The organism is Sporichthya sp. (assembly GCF_013815995.1).
Classification (GTDB): domain Bacteria; phylum Actinomycetota; class Actinomycetes; order Sporichthyales; family Sporichthyaceae; genus Sporichthya.
In genome coordinates, this window is the sequence record NZ_JACDFE010000027.1 from 12,841 (window position 1) to 27,952 (window position 15,112).

At 69.8% G+C, this 15,112-nt stretch carries 16 protein-coding genes; 3 read left to right on the plus strand and 13 right to left on the minus strand.

Annotated elements, in window-relative coordinates; all coding sequences use genetic code 11:
- Positions 1 to 142: 142 nt before the first annotated feature.
- The 5 genes from H0X00_RS05195 to H0X00_RS05215 all read right to left on the minus strand — a co-directional run bounded on the left by H0X00_RS05195 (position 143) and on the right by H0X00_RS05215 (position 2,438).
- Entirely contained in the window at positions 143 to 544 is a 402-nt protein-coding gene (locus H0X00_RS05195; protein ID WP_293767714.1) for a type II toxin-antitoxin system VapC family toxin, read from the minus strand.
- Positions 541 to 792: a type II toxin-antitoxin system VapB family antitoxin gene (locus H0X00_RS05200; RefSeq protein WP_293767716.1), complete on the minus strand. Its 252-nt coding sequence runs from the start codon at positions 790 to 792 to the stop codon at positions 541 to 543. Before H0X00_RS05200 ends, H0X00_RS05195 begins: the two co-directional genes overlap by 4 nt.
- A 113-nt stretch (positions 793 to 905) precedes the next feature.
- On the minus strand, positions 906 to 1,226 hold the full coding sequence (locus H0X00_RS05205; RefSeq protein WP_293767718.1) for a type II toxin-antitoxin system PemK/MazF family toxin: 321 nt from the start codon (positions 1,224 to 1,226) through the stop codon (positions 906 to 908).
- Complete coding sequence (locus H0X00_RS05210; protein WP_293767719.1) at positions 1,216 to 1,455, minus strand: hypothetical protein; 240 nt, start codon at positions 1,453 to 1,455, stop codon at positions 1,216 to 1,218. Before H0X00_RS05210 ends, H0X00_RS05205 begins: the two co-directional genes overlap by 11 nt.
- A 29-nt stretch (positions 1,456 to 1,484) precedes the next feature.
- Positions 1,485 to 2,438 carry a hypothetical protein gene (locus tag H0X00_RS05215; RefSeq protein ID WP_293767720.1) on the minus strand — a complete coding sequence of 318 codons (954 nt, stop codon included), beginning with the start codon at positions 2,436 to 2,438 and terminating at the stop codon, positions 1,485 to 1,487.
- A 181-nt stretch (positions 2,439 to 2,619) separates the two neighbouring features.
- Here H0X00_RS05215 and H0X00_RS05220 point away from each other — a divergent pair, with 181 nt between their 5' ends.
- Positions 2,620 to 3,291 (plus strand): hypothetical protein, encoded by a 672-nt coding sequence (locus H0X00_RS05220; protein WP_293767721.1) that lies wholly within the window; start codon positions 2,620 to 2,622, stop codon positions 3,289 to 3,291.
- Here H0X00_RS05220 and H0X00_RS05225 read toward each other — a convergent pair.
- The 3 genes from H0X00_RS05225 to H0X00_RS05235 form a co-directional block, all read right to left on the minus strand.
- Positions 3,288 to 4,460: a MalY/PatB family protein gene (locus H0X00_RS05225; protein WP_293767722.1), complete on the minus strand. Its 1,173-nt coding sequence runs from the start codon at positions 4,458 to 4,460 to the stop codon at positions 3,288 to 3,290. The genes H0X00_RS05220 and H0X00_RS05225 overlap by 4 nt on opposite strands.
- Positions 4,461 to 4,492: 32 nt before the next feature.
- Positions 4,493 to 6,088 carry an alpha/beta hydrolase gene (locus H0X00_RS05230; RefSeq protein ID WP_293767723.1) on the minus strand — a complete coding sequence of 532 codons (1,596 nt, stop codon included), beginning with the start codon at positions 6,086 to 6,088 and terminating at the stop codon, positions 4,493 to 4,495.
- 71 nt (positions 6,089 to 6,159) lie between these two features.
- On the minus strand, positions 6,160 to 7,815 hold the full coding sequence (locus H0X00_RS05235; protein WP_293767724.1) for an alpha/beta hydrolase: 1,656 nt from the start codon (positions 7,813 to 7,815) through the stop codon (positions 6,160 to 6,162).
- A gap of 245 nt (positions 7,816 to 8,060) precedes the next feature.
- Between H0X00_RS05235 and H0X00_RS05240 the strand changes: the two genes are divergently transcribed.
- Positions 8,061 to 8,465, plus strand: a complete 405-nt coding sequence (locus tag H0X00_RS05240; RefSeq protein ID WP_293767725.1) for a hypothetical protein — start codon at positions 8,061 to 8,063, stop codon at positions 8,463 to 8,465.
- Positions 8,462 to 8,878: a hypothetical protein gene (locus H0X00_RS05245; RefSeq protein ID WP_293767726.1), complete on the plus strand. Its 417-nt coding sequence runs from the start codon at positions 8,462 to 8,464 to the stop codon at positions 8,876 to 8,878. The genes H0X00_RS05240 and H0X00_RS05245 overlap by 4 nt, the downstream gene beginning before the upstream one ends.
- A 7-nt stretch (positions 8,879 to 8,885) precedes the next feature.
- Here the strand turns inward: H0X00_RS05245 and H0X00_RS05250 are convergent, their stop codons facing one another.
- The 5 genes from H0X00_RS05250 to rarD all read right to left on the minus strand — a co-directional run.
- Positions 8,886 to 10,481, minus strand: a complete 1,596-nt coding sequence (locus tag H0X00_RS05250) for an alpha/beta fold hydrolase (protein ID WP_293767727.1) — start codon at positions 10,479 to 10,481, stop codon at positions 8,886 to 8,888.
- 313 nt (positions 10,482 to 10,794) lie between these two features.
- Complete coding sequence (locus H0X00_RS05255; RefSeq protein ID WP_293767728.1) at positions 10,795 to 12,327, minus strand: alpha/beta hydrolase; 1,533 nt, start codon at positions 12,325 to 12,327, stop codon at positions 10,795 to 10,797.
- A 110-nt stretch (positions 12,328 to 12,437) separates the two neighbouring features.
- Entirely contained in the window at positions 12,438 to 13,781 is a 1,344-nt protein-coding gene (locus tag H0X00_RS05260; RefSeq protein ID WP_293767729.1) for a HipA domain-containing protein, read from the minus strand.
- Between the two features lie 2 nt (positions 13,782 to 13,783).
- Positions 13,784 to 14,017, minus strand: coding sequence for a helix-turn-helix domain-containing protein (locus H0X00_RS05265; protein ID WP_293767730.1), 234 nt, complete (start codon positions 14,015 to 14,017; stop codon positions 13,784 to 13,786).
- Positions 14,018 to 14,145: 128 nt separating this feature from the next.
- Positions 14,146 to 15,112, minus strand: a 967-nt coding sequence (rarD, locus tag H0X00_RS05270) for an EamA family transporter RarD (RefSeq protein ID WP_293767731.1), incomplete at its 5' end; no start/stop codon positions are given.

Sequence of the window (15,112 nt, forward strand, 5' to 3'; positions counted from 1 at the left end):
CTCTCAGCGCTCGGTCGGGTGGCAGTCTCCACCGCGCTGACGCGCCACGCGCTCCGCCCGCGGATGTCGATCTAACTGGTCGCGACGTTCCGCCACCGCCCGACCTTCGCCGCCGAACTGCTCGCCGGACCCGCGGGGCAAGTCAGTCGCTCAGCGGCACGACGGTGATGTCGGTGTGGGCGAAGTCGTCTCCGGTACACAGCACCGGCAGGTTCCGCGTGGAGGCCAGGGCGTAGGCGAAGCAGTCGCCGTAGTTCAGTGCGGCCGGGTGCCTGCCCTTTCCGAACTGACGCCACCCGGCGACGGCCCGGTCGACCAGGGTCTGGTCGACCGGGACGACCTCGGTTCCGGAGTCCCGTAGGAAGCGTTCGATCTTCGCCGGCGCCACGGCCCCGATGCGGCTTTCGAGGACGATGCCGAGTTCCTGCAGCGTCCCGGCCGAGATGTAGCACCGCGCGGTGGTGTCGAGGTGGGCGCGGATGGCCGGTGCGGTCCGCTCGCCGATCAGAACGGCCATCGCGGCCGAGGTGTCGACGACGGTCACGAGGGGATCCCGTGCTCGTCGTATCCGACGATGTCCTCCGCGCTGCGATGGTCCAGGATCGGAAGCGCGGCGATCTCCTCCGCGAGCACTCGGAGCTTCTCCGCCTTGCTCGGGCCCCGCCGGACGTGTTCGCGCTCCACCCGTTCCCGCAGGGCCACGAGCACCGCCTCCGTCATCGATTCGCCCGTGAGCGCGGCGAGTTCACGGGCCAGGCGATCGGCCTCGGGACTCTTAATGCTGAACGCCATGTCTACAAAGCTAGCATCAAGTCTATCTTTCACGACTCGGTGAACCAGCTCAGCCGGTTGGGGTCGGGGGACATCGCGTGATGATCTGGCCGAGGTGGGTGTCGTCTCGTGGGTCAGTCCAGGCCGAGAATCAGTCGCAGCGCGCGGTCGATGTCCTGCTGGTGCGCCAGGGAGACCCGGCCCACCAGCTGGCCGAGGCGGGCCGACGGATCGACCGCGGTCACCTGGGGGATCAGCACCGTGGAGGACTCTGTGCCGATGCGGATGCGGGGGTAGAGCGATCCCTCGCGGATCACGCTGGAGGTCGGGGCGACCAGCCACGTCGACAGGTTGTCGAAATCCTCGCCTTGCACGACCACGCAGTACCGCCGGCCGGTCTGCTCACGACCGCGTGGGTTACGGGGCGCCTTCAACTCGTAGACGTCACCACGCACGGATCTCGTCCATCTCGGCCTGTACCGCGGCGAGTTCGGCGCGCTGCACCGGATCAGCCATCGTCGCGTCGACTTCGGCGCGGGCCCGGGCCCGGCGGGCATCGCGCACCGCGACCTGCAGCGCTGCCCGCACCACCTCGCTCTTCGTGGCGCCGGTCTCGGCCATCAGGAACTCCAACGCTTCCTCGTCTTCGGCCGTGAACCGCAAGGAGGTGGAGGAGCTCGCCATGAGCGGAGTGTACCCCAGTCTGGGGTGCATCAGCTGGCCAGCGGCTCGTCCCACATGCGGGCGATGACCTCGACGAACTCGTACGGCGCGGCCCAGGTCAGGTGCCCGGCGGCGTCGGCGGCGGTGAGCTGGGTGAGCTCGCCGTCGCGCCACCAGTACACGAACGGGGCCAGGGGGGCCTCACCGTGGGTGTGCATCAGGGCGGCGTACTCGGCGAGGGCGAGCAGGTCGTAGGGCGCGTTCAGCCCGAGCGGGGTAAAGGCGAGTTCGTGGCGGTTCGGGACGGCGACCAGCAGCCCGTCCGGGTAGTGGGTCCTGAGCCCGGGCACGACCGCGAGGACCTCGGGCAGCATCAGCAGCTTGCTGGCGATGAAGCCCGAGGCGCCGCGGACGACGTGCAGGTGAGTGTCGTCCTTGCTCCGCAGCTCGTACTCGTCGGGCTCGATTGCGCGCAGGTTCTCCCGGGCGATCCCGCGCAACTCGTCGGCCCCGACCAGGGCGACGTCGGCGTCGTTGAGGAAGCGGGCGAACCCGTCCTCGGCCAGGACCAGCATCTCGACGAACCCGGCCCCGAGGCGCCGGGCGTACCGGTACCACTCGTACGCCTCGGGCTTGAGCGAGTGCAGGTTGACCAGGCGCAGGCAGGCCCGCTCCCGTAGCTGCTCCTCGGTGACCGGCGGCGGGACGTCCGGGTAGGCGGCGAGCAGGCCGCCGAGGTAGTCGCGGACGACGACCGGCCAGGAGCCCTCACCGAGCGGGGCGTTGTGGCACTTCGAGGCCAGCGTGTACAGGCCGAACTCGCGGCCGTCCGCGGTGCGCAGGTGGTCGTCGTGCACTACCGCCTCCAGGCCGTTCTCGGCCAGGAACTGCCGGGCCAGGTCGCGGACCCGCTGCGTCTGACGAGGCGTCAGTCCGGAAAGTCGCCTGTCGTTCGGTCCGGTCCCCGCCGTCCACGCCGCGCCCTGAGTCGGTCGTCCTGCCATCGAGCTCTCCCCCCACCGGCGACCCGGATGGTCGCGCCGGGATCACCGTGACGGACGCAAGGCGATGCCGGCGGGGGAGAAGCCAGACCTGTGGATGACGCCGTGGGCATCGCCGGGTGTGGATAAGTGGCTATCCACGGGTGCGCGTGAACTGTCGGAGCCGCGACGTAGCTTCCCCGCCGTGCCCTCCCACCTGCACGAGACGCTGGTCGCGATGTTCCGCCACCGGCCGGCCTTCGCCGCCGAGCTGTTGTCCGGGCCTCTGGGCCGGACCGTCCCACACGCGGACGCTCACCTCGGATCCGCCGAAGTGGTCGAACTGCGCCCGGCTGCTCATCGGGCCGATGCCCTGGTCCTGCTCGGTGACCCGGTCCGGCCGGCGATGGCGATCATCGTCGAGGTCCAACTGCGCCGCGACGAGGACAAGCACTGGGTCTGGCCGGAGTACCTGACCGCGGTCCGTCGCCGCCTGCGTTGCCCCACCGTGCTGCTGGTCGTGTGCACCGACCGGGCCACCGCTCTTGACCGCGCCCCCGTCGACCATGCGGTCGAGTACGCTCGATTGGTGCTCGCCGCGCTGCCCGACCTGGCCCGGCAGTACCTGGAGGAACTGATGGCAACCGAGACCTTCGAGTATCAGAGCGAGTTCACCCGCGCCCTCGAAGCCCGTGGGCAAGCCCGCGGGGAAGCCCGGGGCCGCGCGGCGATGGTCCTGCGGATCCTGGCGGCCCGTGGCGTTCCGGTCACCGACGAGGTTCGCGAGCGGATCTCCGGGTGCACCGATCTGGCACAGCTCGAGGCCTGGGGCGACCGGTCCGTCGTGGTCGGCCGCGCGGCCGAACTGTTCACCTAGAGGGCAGCAACCATCCGCGACACCAGCTCACTGAGGATCGCCCGCGAGGTCCCGAAGTTCAACCGCACGAATCCGGCGCCACCGTCCCCGAACGCGACGCCGTCACTGAACGCCACTCGGCCCTCCTCGAGGAACACGCTCTGAGGAGAGGGTCCCAGCCCGAGCCCGCTGCAGTCCAACCACGCGAGATACGTCGCCTCCGGTGAGAACCAGCTCACCCCCGGGACCCGCGCTGCGAGCTCCGCACCCAGGTGATCTCGCACCCCCGCCAGATGCACCAGCAACGCATCCAGCCACTCGTCCCCGTAAGTGAACGCAGCCACCGACGCCTCGATCCCGAGGATCCCCGCCGCCCCGCGGCGCCGGTAGGAGATCGACTCCAGATGCGAACCGTCGGCAGCCGAACCAACAACGGCCACCGCCGCGTGCAGTCCCGCCAGGTTGAACGCCTTGCTCGCCGAATGCAGGGTCAGCGTCCGCGACGCCACCTCAGCGCCCAGCGACACGAACGGCACATGCACGGCAGGGGCGTACACCAGGGGAGCGTGGATCTCGTCCGCCACCACCCGCACGTCGTGACGCACCGTCAGTTCAGCCAGCGCCGTGAGCTCAGAACGCGTGTAAGCCCGCCCCACCGGGTTGTGTGGGTTGCACAGCAACAACAACGTGTTCCCAGCCGCGAACGTGGCTTCTAGCCGCTCGAGGTCCAGCTCCCACCGGTCAGACGTGCACACCGCCGGCACCTGCACCGGCACCCGGCCCGCTTCGGTGATCGCGTGCAGGAACGGGTAGTACACCGGGGTCGTCACCACAACGCCGTCGCCCGGCCGCGTGAACCCCTCGATCCACAGCTCGAGCCCGCGCATCACGTCCCGCAGCAGGAACACCCGGGCCGGATCGACCGGCCAGGAGAACCGCCGCGCAGCGAACCCGCAGAACGCCTCGGTCAGCTCCGGTGCCTGGAGGTCGACCGCGTACCCGAAGTCCTGCCGCGCGACAGCCTCGGACAGGGCGGAGACCACTGCAGGGGCGGTCCCCAGGTCCATCTCGGCCACCCAGGCCGGGAGCACGTCCGGGGGATAGGCCCGCCACTTCATGCTGCGCAGCTGCCGCAGCGAGGAAAGGTCGACCGTGTCGAACCCAAAAGGATCGGCCCCATGGATGTCCATGGGGCCGATCCTTCCGTTCAGAGCCGAGCGGTTTACAACGGGATCATGTTGACCAGTCGGGCCATCTCCACCGGGAGCCCGAGGAACGAGCCGAGCTGGCCGGTCGGGAGGGCCCGGTTGACCACCGAGGGCTCGGGGAACGCGATGCGCTGGCAGCTGACATCGGCGACGTCGCCCGAGACCCGGTTCGGCAGGGTGCCGTTCAGCAGGTAGGCCGTGATGATGTCGTCGAGGCACTTGTTGCCGGCGTAGACCGAGGCGTGCGTGGTGGCGCCGACCTCGGCCACTATCGCGGTGGTCGGGAACTCCTTACGCACCGCCAGGCCACCGACGAACGGGGTCGCGCCGTCCAGGGTCTGCTGCACCAGCAGGAACGGGACCTTCACCTTGGAGCCGTCGACCGGCGGCGTTTTGCCGGCCTTGACCGGCCAGTAGGTGCACGGCGCGGAGAACCAGAAGCTGCTCCAGGTGCTGTCCGGAGCTTCCTTGGCGATCTCGAAGCCGTCCTTGCGGATCTTCTCGTAGTTGCGCGGGAACTTGCCGTCGCTGCACAGCGTGGTGTTGAACGCGGCGTAGCTGTTGTCGCTGGTCGGGTCGTTGAGGATCTCGTTCACCGTGGTGAGGAAGTCGAAGTTCCCCTCGTTGGCGTCCGCGACCGCCGCGGTGATCGGAACCCACAGTCCCTCGGAGTAGGCGCCGGTGAAGAACACGTCGGCCAGTTCCGATGGCCCGATCGAGCCGACCGGCGCCTTGGTGAGCTGCGCGAGCAGCCCGTGGTAGGTCTCCAGCACCGCGGCCGGGGTGGCCCCGAGGCCGTAGGTGGAGTTGCGCTGCGCGATCCACTCGAACCAGACGTTGAGCACCTTCTGGAAGGCGGTGGTCTGTCCCCGCCCGCCGTCGCCGTACCCGCCGTAGGTGGGCTCGACGTTGCCGGCGAGCACCATGCGCCGGACCCGGTCCGGGTAGCGCGTGGAGTACGTCTGGCCCAGGAAAGTGCCGTAGGAGAAGCCGAAGAAGTTGATCTGCTCAACCCCGAGCGCGGCGCGCAGCGCGTCCATGTCCTGGATCGTGTCCATCGTGCGCATGTGCTCGATAATCGGGCCGTTGTTGTCCTCGCAGGCCTTGGCGAAGTTCTTCGTGCGCTGGATCCAGGCCAGCTCGTTCGGCGCCTTGGTGTTCGCCACCGGGGTGTAGGCCGGGCGCGGCCCGGCCGCGTAGTTCGGGATGCAGGAGACCGCGGGCTTGCTGGATCCCACACCGCGGGGGTCGAAGCCGATCAGGTCGTACTGCGAGGACACCTCGGGCGGCATGACCTGCGCCAGGTAGGCGGAGAAGCCGAGCCCGGACCCGCCGGGTCCGCCCGGGTTGATCAGCATGACGCCCTGCGACTGCGCGGCGGTCCCCTTCACCCGGGACACCGCGACCTGGATCTTCTCCCCGGCGGGCTTGGCCCAGTCCAGCGGAACCGAGAGGAAGCCGCACTCGGCCTTGGCAGCTGCCAGCGACTCGTCCGTGCACGCGGACCAGGAGATGGTCTCGGCCGCGAGGGCGGTCGGACTGCCCGCGGTCGCGGCGACGACGCCGGCGATGAGCGTTCCGGCCGTGAGGGTGGCTACCAAGGTGCGCATCGTTACTCCTGTGCTCGCCCGGCGGATGCCGGCATTCGTTGCCGGATCCGGGTCCGGCTTGGTGGTGGGTCTCAGCGTGTGCGGGCGGGCAGCAGCCCGACGATCTTGTCGAACAGGGACTGGTCCTGCGGTTGCGGATCCGGCGCCGGGAGAGACCCGGGAGCCGATGCGACGTGCGGCAGCGTGACGCCGGTGGAGTTGATCGGCAGCAGGCCCGGTTCCGGCAGTGCAGTGCGCGCGCACATCACGTCCGCCGTCGAACCGGACTTGCGGGCCGGCAGCTTGCCGGAGAGCAGGTAGTCGCTGATCCGCTTGTCGATGCAGGGGTTGCCGCCCAGCGTCGCCCCGGCGTGGGTGGTGGCGTCCTGCTCGGCCACCAGGACCGACTTCGGGAAACGCTTGCGCACCTCGAGGGCGCCGGCGTACGGGGTGGCGCCGTCGAGGGTCGCGTTGAGCAGCAGGATCGGCGGGGCTGCGGAGCCGTTCACGGTCACCGGCTTGCCGGGGTTCCCCGGCCAGTAGATGCAGGCGGTGTTGAACCAGACGTTGCTCCAGGTCAGCACCGGGGCGTTCTTCGCGGTCTTGAACGCGTCCTTGCGCCAGGTCTTGTAGTCGGCCGGCCAGGCGGTGTCGGTGCACTGCACGGCGTTGTAGACCGCGAAGACGTTGTCGTCGGGCTCGGAGGCGTCCCGGAACGCGGCCTTGGCCGAGGACATGTCGTGCTTGAGCACCCACGAGGCGAACGCGTGCGCGGCGTCGGGCCAGAGGAACTCGGCGTACATCGCGTGCACGAAGGTGTCGGTCCACTCGTTGGCGCCGATGCCGTCGACGCGCTTGCTGCGCAGCTCCTTGACGACGGCGAGGTACTTCGCGCGCACCGCGGACGCCTTGGTGCCGAGGTTGTAGGTCGAGTTGTTCTTCGCCGTCCACGCGAAGAACTGGTTGGCGACCTTCTCAAAAGCGCGGTCCTGGCTCAGCTGCGCCTGGTACCAGACCCCACGGGGGTCGACGTTGCCGTCGAAAATCATCCGACGCACCCGGGTCGGGTACATGGTCGCGTAGACCTGCCCGAGGTAGGTGCCGTAGGAGAAGCCGAGGTAGTTGATCTGGGAGACGCCGAGGGCCTCCCGCAGCGCGTCCATGTCCTTCACCCAGTCGACGGTGCGCATGTTCTGCAGCAGCGGGCCGTACTTGGCGGCGCAGGCCTTGGCGTACTTCTTCGACCGCTTGAGCCAGGACTTCTCACTCGAGGTCACGACCTTGCCGCGCTTCGCCGGAATGTACGGCGGACGCTTGCCCTCGGCGTAGTCATCGATGCAGGACAGCGCCGGCTTGGAGTCCCCGACCCCGCGCGGGTCGAACCCGATCCAGTCGTAGCCGGCCCCGCTGCCGTTGGGCAGCAGGTCCTTGATGCCGGAGAAGGACAGCCCGGACCCGCCGGGGCCGCCCGGGTTCACCAGCATCACGCCCTGGTACTTCGCGGCCGGCAGCGTCGACTTGTTCCGGGAGATCGCGAGCTTGATCTTCGTCCCGTTCGGGTCGGACCAACTCTGAGGCACCGTCAGATAGCCACACTCGGTGCCGCCGCCACCCATGGCGAGTTTCTCGCAGCTGACCCAATCGATCGTGCTCGCCGCCCGGGCCTGCGGCGCGGCGCCGAGGGTGAGCAGGGAAGCGGCGACCAGGCCGGTGGTAGCGACGAGGCCGGGCACGATCAGGCGCTTCACTTTGTTACCCCCAGGGGCGGTCGAGTCTTGCGGATCCCGGCGGTCGCGACCGCCAAAACTGCGCGCACCACGGACCCCACTTCTGGCTCGAACGAGGATCCGGGATTGCCGCATCCTAAATCGGTCGCCTTGGAGTGGTAGGGAACATGGCCGAAGATTGTGGACAAGCCGCCGAAGTGCAGGTCAGGGGGCTGTTTCCAGGCGCTGCCTTCGGTTGTACCACATCTATGTAGTACGCTGGCGCTATGGATGCTTCGACGCGAATCAACGAGCTGCTGGACAGCACCGACACCGAGAGCGTCGGTACGTCGATGCGGATCCCGACGGCGCTGCGTGACGCGGCCGCGATTGCGGTGAGCGAGCTCGGTGCAGCGTCCTCGACGACCACCTTGACCACCGATGCGCTGCGGGCCCGACTCGAGGCGATCGTGATGCAGGCCGCCCTCGACGCGCACTACGCCGCGCATCCCGCGGTTCGGCCGAGCCTGGCCGAATTGGCCCTCGCTGCCGCCGAACTGGACGGCCACCCTCTGGCCGCCCGCCCCGACCTCATCGAGGAGGCCGCAACGGCGATTCTCGAATGGCGTCCGCACGCGGATGCTGACGAGGTGCTGCTCTGGGCCGAGGCTCGGTCCGCCGGGGCGGCATGAAGCGTGTCGTGCTGCTGGACAACGAAGCGGTCCAAGCGCTGATGGCCCTCGATCATCCCCGGCACCGACGTGCCCTGGCGTTCCTCGAGGTGGTGGCCGGGCGCCGCAAGAAGGCCGTCCCGCTTGAGGTGGTGGTGCCGACGGCCGTGCGGGTGGAGTCCGGCTGGGATCGGCGCGAACCCCGATCGGCACTGATCAACCGGCTCCGGATCCGCGATGCCGAGCTCGGCGGTTCGGCCGCCGACGAGGCTGCGACGCTCGTCGAGACCTACGGCATGTCGGTCGCCGACGCCCATCTGGGTGCCGTCATTGCGGACCGGCACGAGGGCGCCGCGATCACGGTGATCACCAGCGGCCCTGGCGAAGTGGCCGCCGTCGCCGGTTCTGCTGCGGTCATCGTCGTCCGATTGTGACGCGTAGTCAGCGTGGCGCGAAGATGAGATCCAGCAGCGGTAGCACCGGGGCGGCGGTCTCCCCGACGACCGCCAGCGCGATCTCTGGGTAGCCCGGCAGCGGTAGCCCAGCGCATTGCAGGTCCGGGCCTTGCGCGGCGCGGGCCGGTAGCTCCCCGGTGACCAGGTAGCGCTCGACCGGAGACTGGACGCACCGGTTGCCCCACAGCGCGCGGCCGGCGTGCCGCAGGGAACCAGTGACCTCGATCAGCGCCGAGCGCGGGAACGCCGCCCGAGTGAGCAGGGCGTCCGCGAACGGGGTCGGGGCGTCGTTGCTGGCGTTGACGAGCAGGACCGACGGAACCGCCGCGCCGACCTTCACCGTCGGGGCGGTGGAGGGCCAGGTGCTGCACAGCGCCGAGAGTTCCCAGTGGAAGACCCAGGTGATGTACGGGGCGTCCTTTGCGGTCCGCAGCGAGTCGGTGCGGAGCTTGTCGTACTTGCGCGGCCAGGTCCCGTCGGAGCAGGCGATCGCGAGGTAGCTGGAGTTGAACACGTCGGCTTCTTCGCTGCTGTAGCCGGCGAAGGCGCTGTCGAAGAGCGCGGTGCGGCCGGCGTCCCAGGCGGACCAGCCCTGCGCGATGATCGGCCAGTTCTCGTCGCCGTAGATGACGGTGCCGAAGAGCTGGGTCCACTCGGCGGGGCCGATGTTTCCCTGCGGTTCCTTCCGCAGCGCGTTCTGATCGGCGTAGAAGCGCTGCTCAACGGCATCGGTGCTGGCGCCGAGGTTGAACACCGCGTTGTACTGCGCGACCCAGGCGAAGAAGGCCTGGATGTTGCGCTCGTAGGCCCGCGCCACCTCGGGCCGCGAGACGTCGCCGGTGTAGCCCGCGCCGAACGGCGGGACGACGCCGGTGAGGACCATCCGGTCCACTCGGGTCGGGAAGGTGCTGGCGTAGATCTCGCCGAGGTAGGTCCCGTAGGAGTTGCCGACGTAGCTCAGTTTCGCGGCGCCAAGGGCGGCGCGGATCAGGTCGAGGTCGCGGGCGGCGTCGATGGTGCGCATGTGCGCGAGTGCGTCGCCGGACTTCGCGGTGCAGGCCTTCACATACGCCCGGGCCTGGTCGAGGCGGACCTGCTCGCTGCCGCTGATCCGGGCGGGGTCCGGCGGCAGGTAGTCCGGGGCGGGTCTCTGGTAGTACGCGGGGTCGCAGTGCAGCTCGGGTCCGCTCTCGCCGACGCCGCGTGGGTCGAAGCCGATCAGGTCGAATCGGCCGGCGACCTCGGGGGTGAGCAGGGCGGCCATATCGACGGAGTCGGTGAGCCCGGAGGCACCGGGCCCGCCCGGGTTGGACAGCAGCGGGCCGAGGTAGTCGGCTCCGGACGCGGTCGCCTTGATCCGCGAGATCGCGATGGGGATTTGCCGAGCGCCCGGCCTGTTGTGATCGAGCGGGACCTCGACGACCGCGCACTCGGCCCCGGCCTCGACGAGCGTGTCGCTCGTGCACTTACCCCAGGTGAGCGTGCTGGCCGCCCCGACCAAGGTGGGGGCTCCGGCCAGCACGGTCGCCGCGGCGACCGTGCACAGCGCGGCCTGGCGCGCGGTGCCGCGGACCGTGGTCATGAACGCCTTCCGGACGGGTCAGTGTCCGGAGTGTCGCATTTCGGTGTTGCCTGTCAATGACGGCAGCGGCGAGCGCCGGCAGCGCACGTCGGCCCCGGGTCCGCCTTCGCGTTTGGGTAGCTTGCCGTTGCGCGGGTATGCCACGACCACCCCGTCGACGCAGTTGTTTGCCTTGAGGCTGTCGGAGTGGCTCGTGCTGTCGACCTGGGCGACCAGCGCGATTCTGCCCCGGGATGTCATCCCGCTCGACCGCGCGCACCCGGACAAATGGGGCAATCCGCGGTCGAGAGGGATGACATCCCCGGGGACGCGGCTACGGCTTCGGCAGCGGGGATCGCTTGCAGTTCACATCGGGGCCCGTTCCGAACTTCCGTTCCGGCAAGTGACCGCTCCTCAGATAACGGATAACGGCGGAGTCGACGCACGGATTGCCGTTGAGCGTGTTGGCGTGCGTGGTGTTGCCGACCTCGGCGACCAGCGCGGAGTTCGGGAACTGGCGGCGGATCTCCAGCGCGCCGCCGAAGTCGGTCGCCGCGTCGAGGGTGGTGCTGACCAGCAACAGCTCGGGGGTGTGCGACCCGTCGATCGGCACCGGCCGGCCGGCCGGGGTGCCCCAGTAAAGACAGGGGGTGTTGAACCAGACGTTTCCCCAAGTCAGGAAGGGTGAGTTGGCGGCGGTCGCAAAAGCGTCCCGGCGCCACTGCGCGTAGTCGTCCGGCCAGCGCACATCCACGCACTGCACGGCGACGTACATCCCGTAGCCGTTGTCGTAGTCCGCGGTGTCGTCGGCGTAACCGCGCTGGATGGGCTTGTGGTTGCCGCGCTTCCAGGCCGCCCAGTTCTTCGCGGTGTCCGGCCACAGGAACTGCGCGTAGCCGGCGCCGAGGAACGTGTCGTTCCACTCGGCCGGCCCGATCTGGCCGACCGGCTTCTTGCGCAGCTTGTTCTGGTCGGCGTAGTAGCGCTTCTCCACGGCCGCGGCGGTCCTGCCCAGCTTGTACGTGCCGTTGTACTTCGCCACCCAGGACCAGAACTTGCCCATCGCGATCTCGAAAGCACGGTCCTGGGCCAGCTGCCCGCGGTACCAGACCTGGCGCGGGTCGACCACGCCGTCGAAGACCATCCGCCGGGTGTGGGTCGGGAACAGCGTCGCGTAGACCGAGCCGAGGTAGGTGCCGTAGGAGAAGCCGTAGTAGTTGATCTTTTCCGCGCCCAGGGCCTGGCGCAGCAGGTCCATGTCGCGGGCGGCGTCCTCGGTGCGCAGGAAGGGCAGCAGGTCGCCGTTGTGCTTCGCGCAGCCGTCGGCGTAAGCCTTGGACCGCCTCAGCCAGGCCCTCTCGTTGGCACCCGGCGCCTGCAGTGGGCCGGTGACCGGGACGAAGTCCGGCCGCGGGCCCTTGGCGTAGCCGGCCTTGCACCTCAGGGCCGGCTTGCTGTCACCGACGCCGCGGGGGTCGAAACCGATCAGGTCGTAGGTGGCGGCCACCTTCCTGGGCAGCGCCCCGGCCAGGTAGGCCGACATGCCCAGGCCCGAGCCGCCCGGCCCGCCGGGGTTGATCAGCATCGGGCCCTGCCGCTTCGCGGCGCGCGCCGTCGCCTTGATCCGGGAGACCGCGATCTTGATCTTGCGGCCGTCGGGAGCGGCGTGGTTGAGCGGGACGGACAGGAAGCCGCACCGCGCCTTGGCTTCGCGCAACCGCTCGTCGGTGCAGGCCTTCCAGCTGATGCTCGGCGCCTGGGCGGCCGCAGGCGCGGTGTCCCGCGCGCGGGCGGTCGGCGAGGCGATGCCGGTGAGCAGCGTGCCGGCGAGCGTGGCGGATGCAGCGATGGCGACGGTTCGCTTCATGGTGCGCCTCCTGTGGCCCCCCTGGTGGCGACCGGGCCGGGGTCGGAGTCTCTCAGACGGGCGCCTGGGTCGCGATGCGCAGCGCACGCCGCTGGTTGCGGCGATCAGCTCTATGGCCTCCGCTCATCCGATTCCGGCGTTCGTCGCGCGCTGGCCTCATCGAGGCTGATGCGGCGACCGGGTCTGGCCCGGCCCTGGCCCAGCGGCTTGCCTTCCTGAAGCCGGTGGACGCGATCCCGGATCAGTTCGATCACCCGCTCGGCGGGCCACCCGGAGGTGAGCGCGCCGTCCAAGGCGTCGAGCGCGATGGCCATCTCCTGCGCCATCGCGGTGAGGACTGCGGAGGCGCCGGGTTCCGGTAGACCCATTGCCCGCGCTTCGTCGATCAGGGCATCTGAGGTGACGCGGAGTAGGTTGGCCTGAGCTCCGATGGGCGCTGCCATGACCCCGGAGAGCTGGGGATACATCAGGGTGCACAGCGAGTCGTACATCGGAGCCAGGGAAGCCCAGCGGCCCGACAGCAGCAGTGCGTAGTTCTTGCCGTGGTTGTCCTCATCGCCGACGAGCGCGCGGAAGGCCACGTAGCGGAAGAGCCGCTCCACCTCCGCCTGCGGGTCCTTCGTGAACACGCGCAGCGTCCGGGCGGGGCCTCCACTGGGGCGGCCGATCTCGTACTTGCTTGCCGGTAGCCGCCCCATGGCCTGGCACATGTCCTCCTGGTGCAGCCGGCGAACCCGCCGCCCGCGCACGACCCGGTCAAAGCGTTCGGTGACGAACACCGAGCGGCCGGCCACGCGCTCGACCCAGACTTCACGGTCCGTCAGGCCCAGCGTCCGGGCCAACGTCATCACCAGGGCTTCGTTCTGCGCGCTGTGCTCCCACACCCCGTCGGGCTTGAGAATGTGGGTCGAAGCCGCCCCATCAAGGGCCTCAAACCACTTCGCACCGAACCGGGCCAGCAACAGCTTGGGCTGGGCGCCCGCCAGCGACATCCGGATGCCCCGCGCGGGATCCGCGCCCAGGGGCCGCGTGGGCAGGTCTCCGATCGCCGCTTCCAACCTTCCGTCACCGAGCGGTCGATAACGCCCGGGCTGATCACCTGACTCCCCGGCCGGAACGACGACCACGGCGCCGGCGCACTCCCGCCCGTACTCGGCCAGCACCGCGAGGACATCGGCCGGCGTGTCCGGGTGCCCGTCGCGCAATCGCACGCCGCGAACGCGCGATGCCGCTGCCTCCAGGGCTCGTCCCTCCGGGAGCAGACCCTCGAGGAACGCTCGGGCCGCAGTCGGTGCGCTGGGGCCGGGGGTCGGTAGCGAGCAGGACAGGAGCGGGATCTCGCCGCCGACCTCGGCTACGACCTCCGGCTCGTAGACGACGCGTACCTTGCGCCCGCGGTCGCGGGACTCCGTCCGCGCGACGCGGCGCCCATCGAGCCAGAGATCCAGGTCCATCGTCAGCCGCTGCGCGGGCGCACGGTGAGCTCGAGCCCGAGAGTCGCCAAGGCGTCGAAGATGACTTCGAGGGCGCGGGTCTCCTTGCCCGCCTCGAGTTGCACGATCCCGAAACGGTTGGCTCGAGCCCGCTCCGCCAGTTCTGCCTGGGTCAGGCCGGCCTGAGCCCGGGCCGCGCGGATGGCTCGGCCGAGCGCTTCCGGCGAGCGGACGGGGACCTGGGGCAGTGTTGGCATATTCCAACATTGGAGCATGGGCCCGCAAATGTCAAGAAAATCAAACATCGAAGTACGGGCGTCCCGATGTTGAGATTCTTCAACACAACCGGGGGCGCGGTTGGACCGTCACCCTGCGCGCCCGGCTCTCAGACCGGCACCTGGGTCGCGATGCGCAGCGCACGCCGCTGGTTGCGTAGCCCGTCGACGGTGAGGACGACCAGCGCTGCCCAAACCAGCATGAATCCCGCCAGCCGCTCCGGGGGGAGCGGTTCGTCGTTGATCACGACGCCGATGAAGAACTGCAGCGTCGGGGCGAGGTACTGCAGCATGCCGAGCGTGGTCAGCGGCACCCGGCGGGCGGCGCCGGCGAACAGCAGCAACGGCGCCAGGGTGGCGCCGCCGGCGCAGGCCATGAGCAGCGCGTGGTCGGCGCCGTGGCGGCCGAACTCGGCCCCGCCGCCGGCGGTGAGCACCGCAAGGAAGATCAGCGCGGGCGGAAACAGCACCGCGGTCTCCACGGTCAGGCCCTCCAGCGCGCCGACCCCGACGGTCTTCTTGATCAGCGAGTACGCGGCGACGGTCACGGCGAGGAAGAGCGCGATCCACGGCAGCCGGCCGTAGCCGATCGTCAGCACCACCACCCCGGTCGCGGCGATGCCGATCGCGGCCCACTGCGGCGGGCGCAGCCGTTCGCCGAGCACGAGCACGGCGACGACGATCGTCATCAGCGGGTTGATGTAGTAGCCGAGCGCGGTCTCCACCACGTGGTCGTGGTTGACCGCCCAGATGTAGGCGAGCCAGTTCGCCCCGATCAGCACGCCGGCGAGGGTGAGCAGTTGCAGTCGGCGTCGGTCCCCGCGAAGAGCGCGCAGGCCGGTGAGCGCGGTGCCGCCGCGGCGGGAGAGCAGCCACACCAGCAGGGCGCCGAACAGCACCGACCAGACCACCCGGTGCGCCAGCACCTCGGGCGCACCCGCGGGTTCCAGGTGCGGCCAGTAGAGCGGGAGCAGGCCCCACAGCACGTAGGCCCACACGCCGAAGACGAGGCCACGGCGGTCGGTCGTCACGTCATCGAGGCTACGTGCGAGCGCCCGGGCGGTCGAACCGATAGTT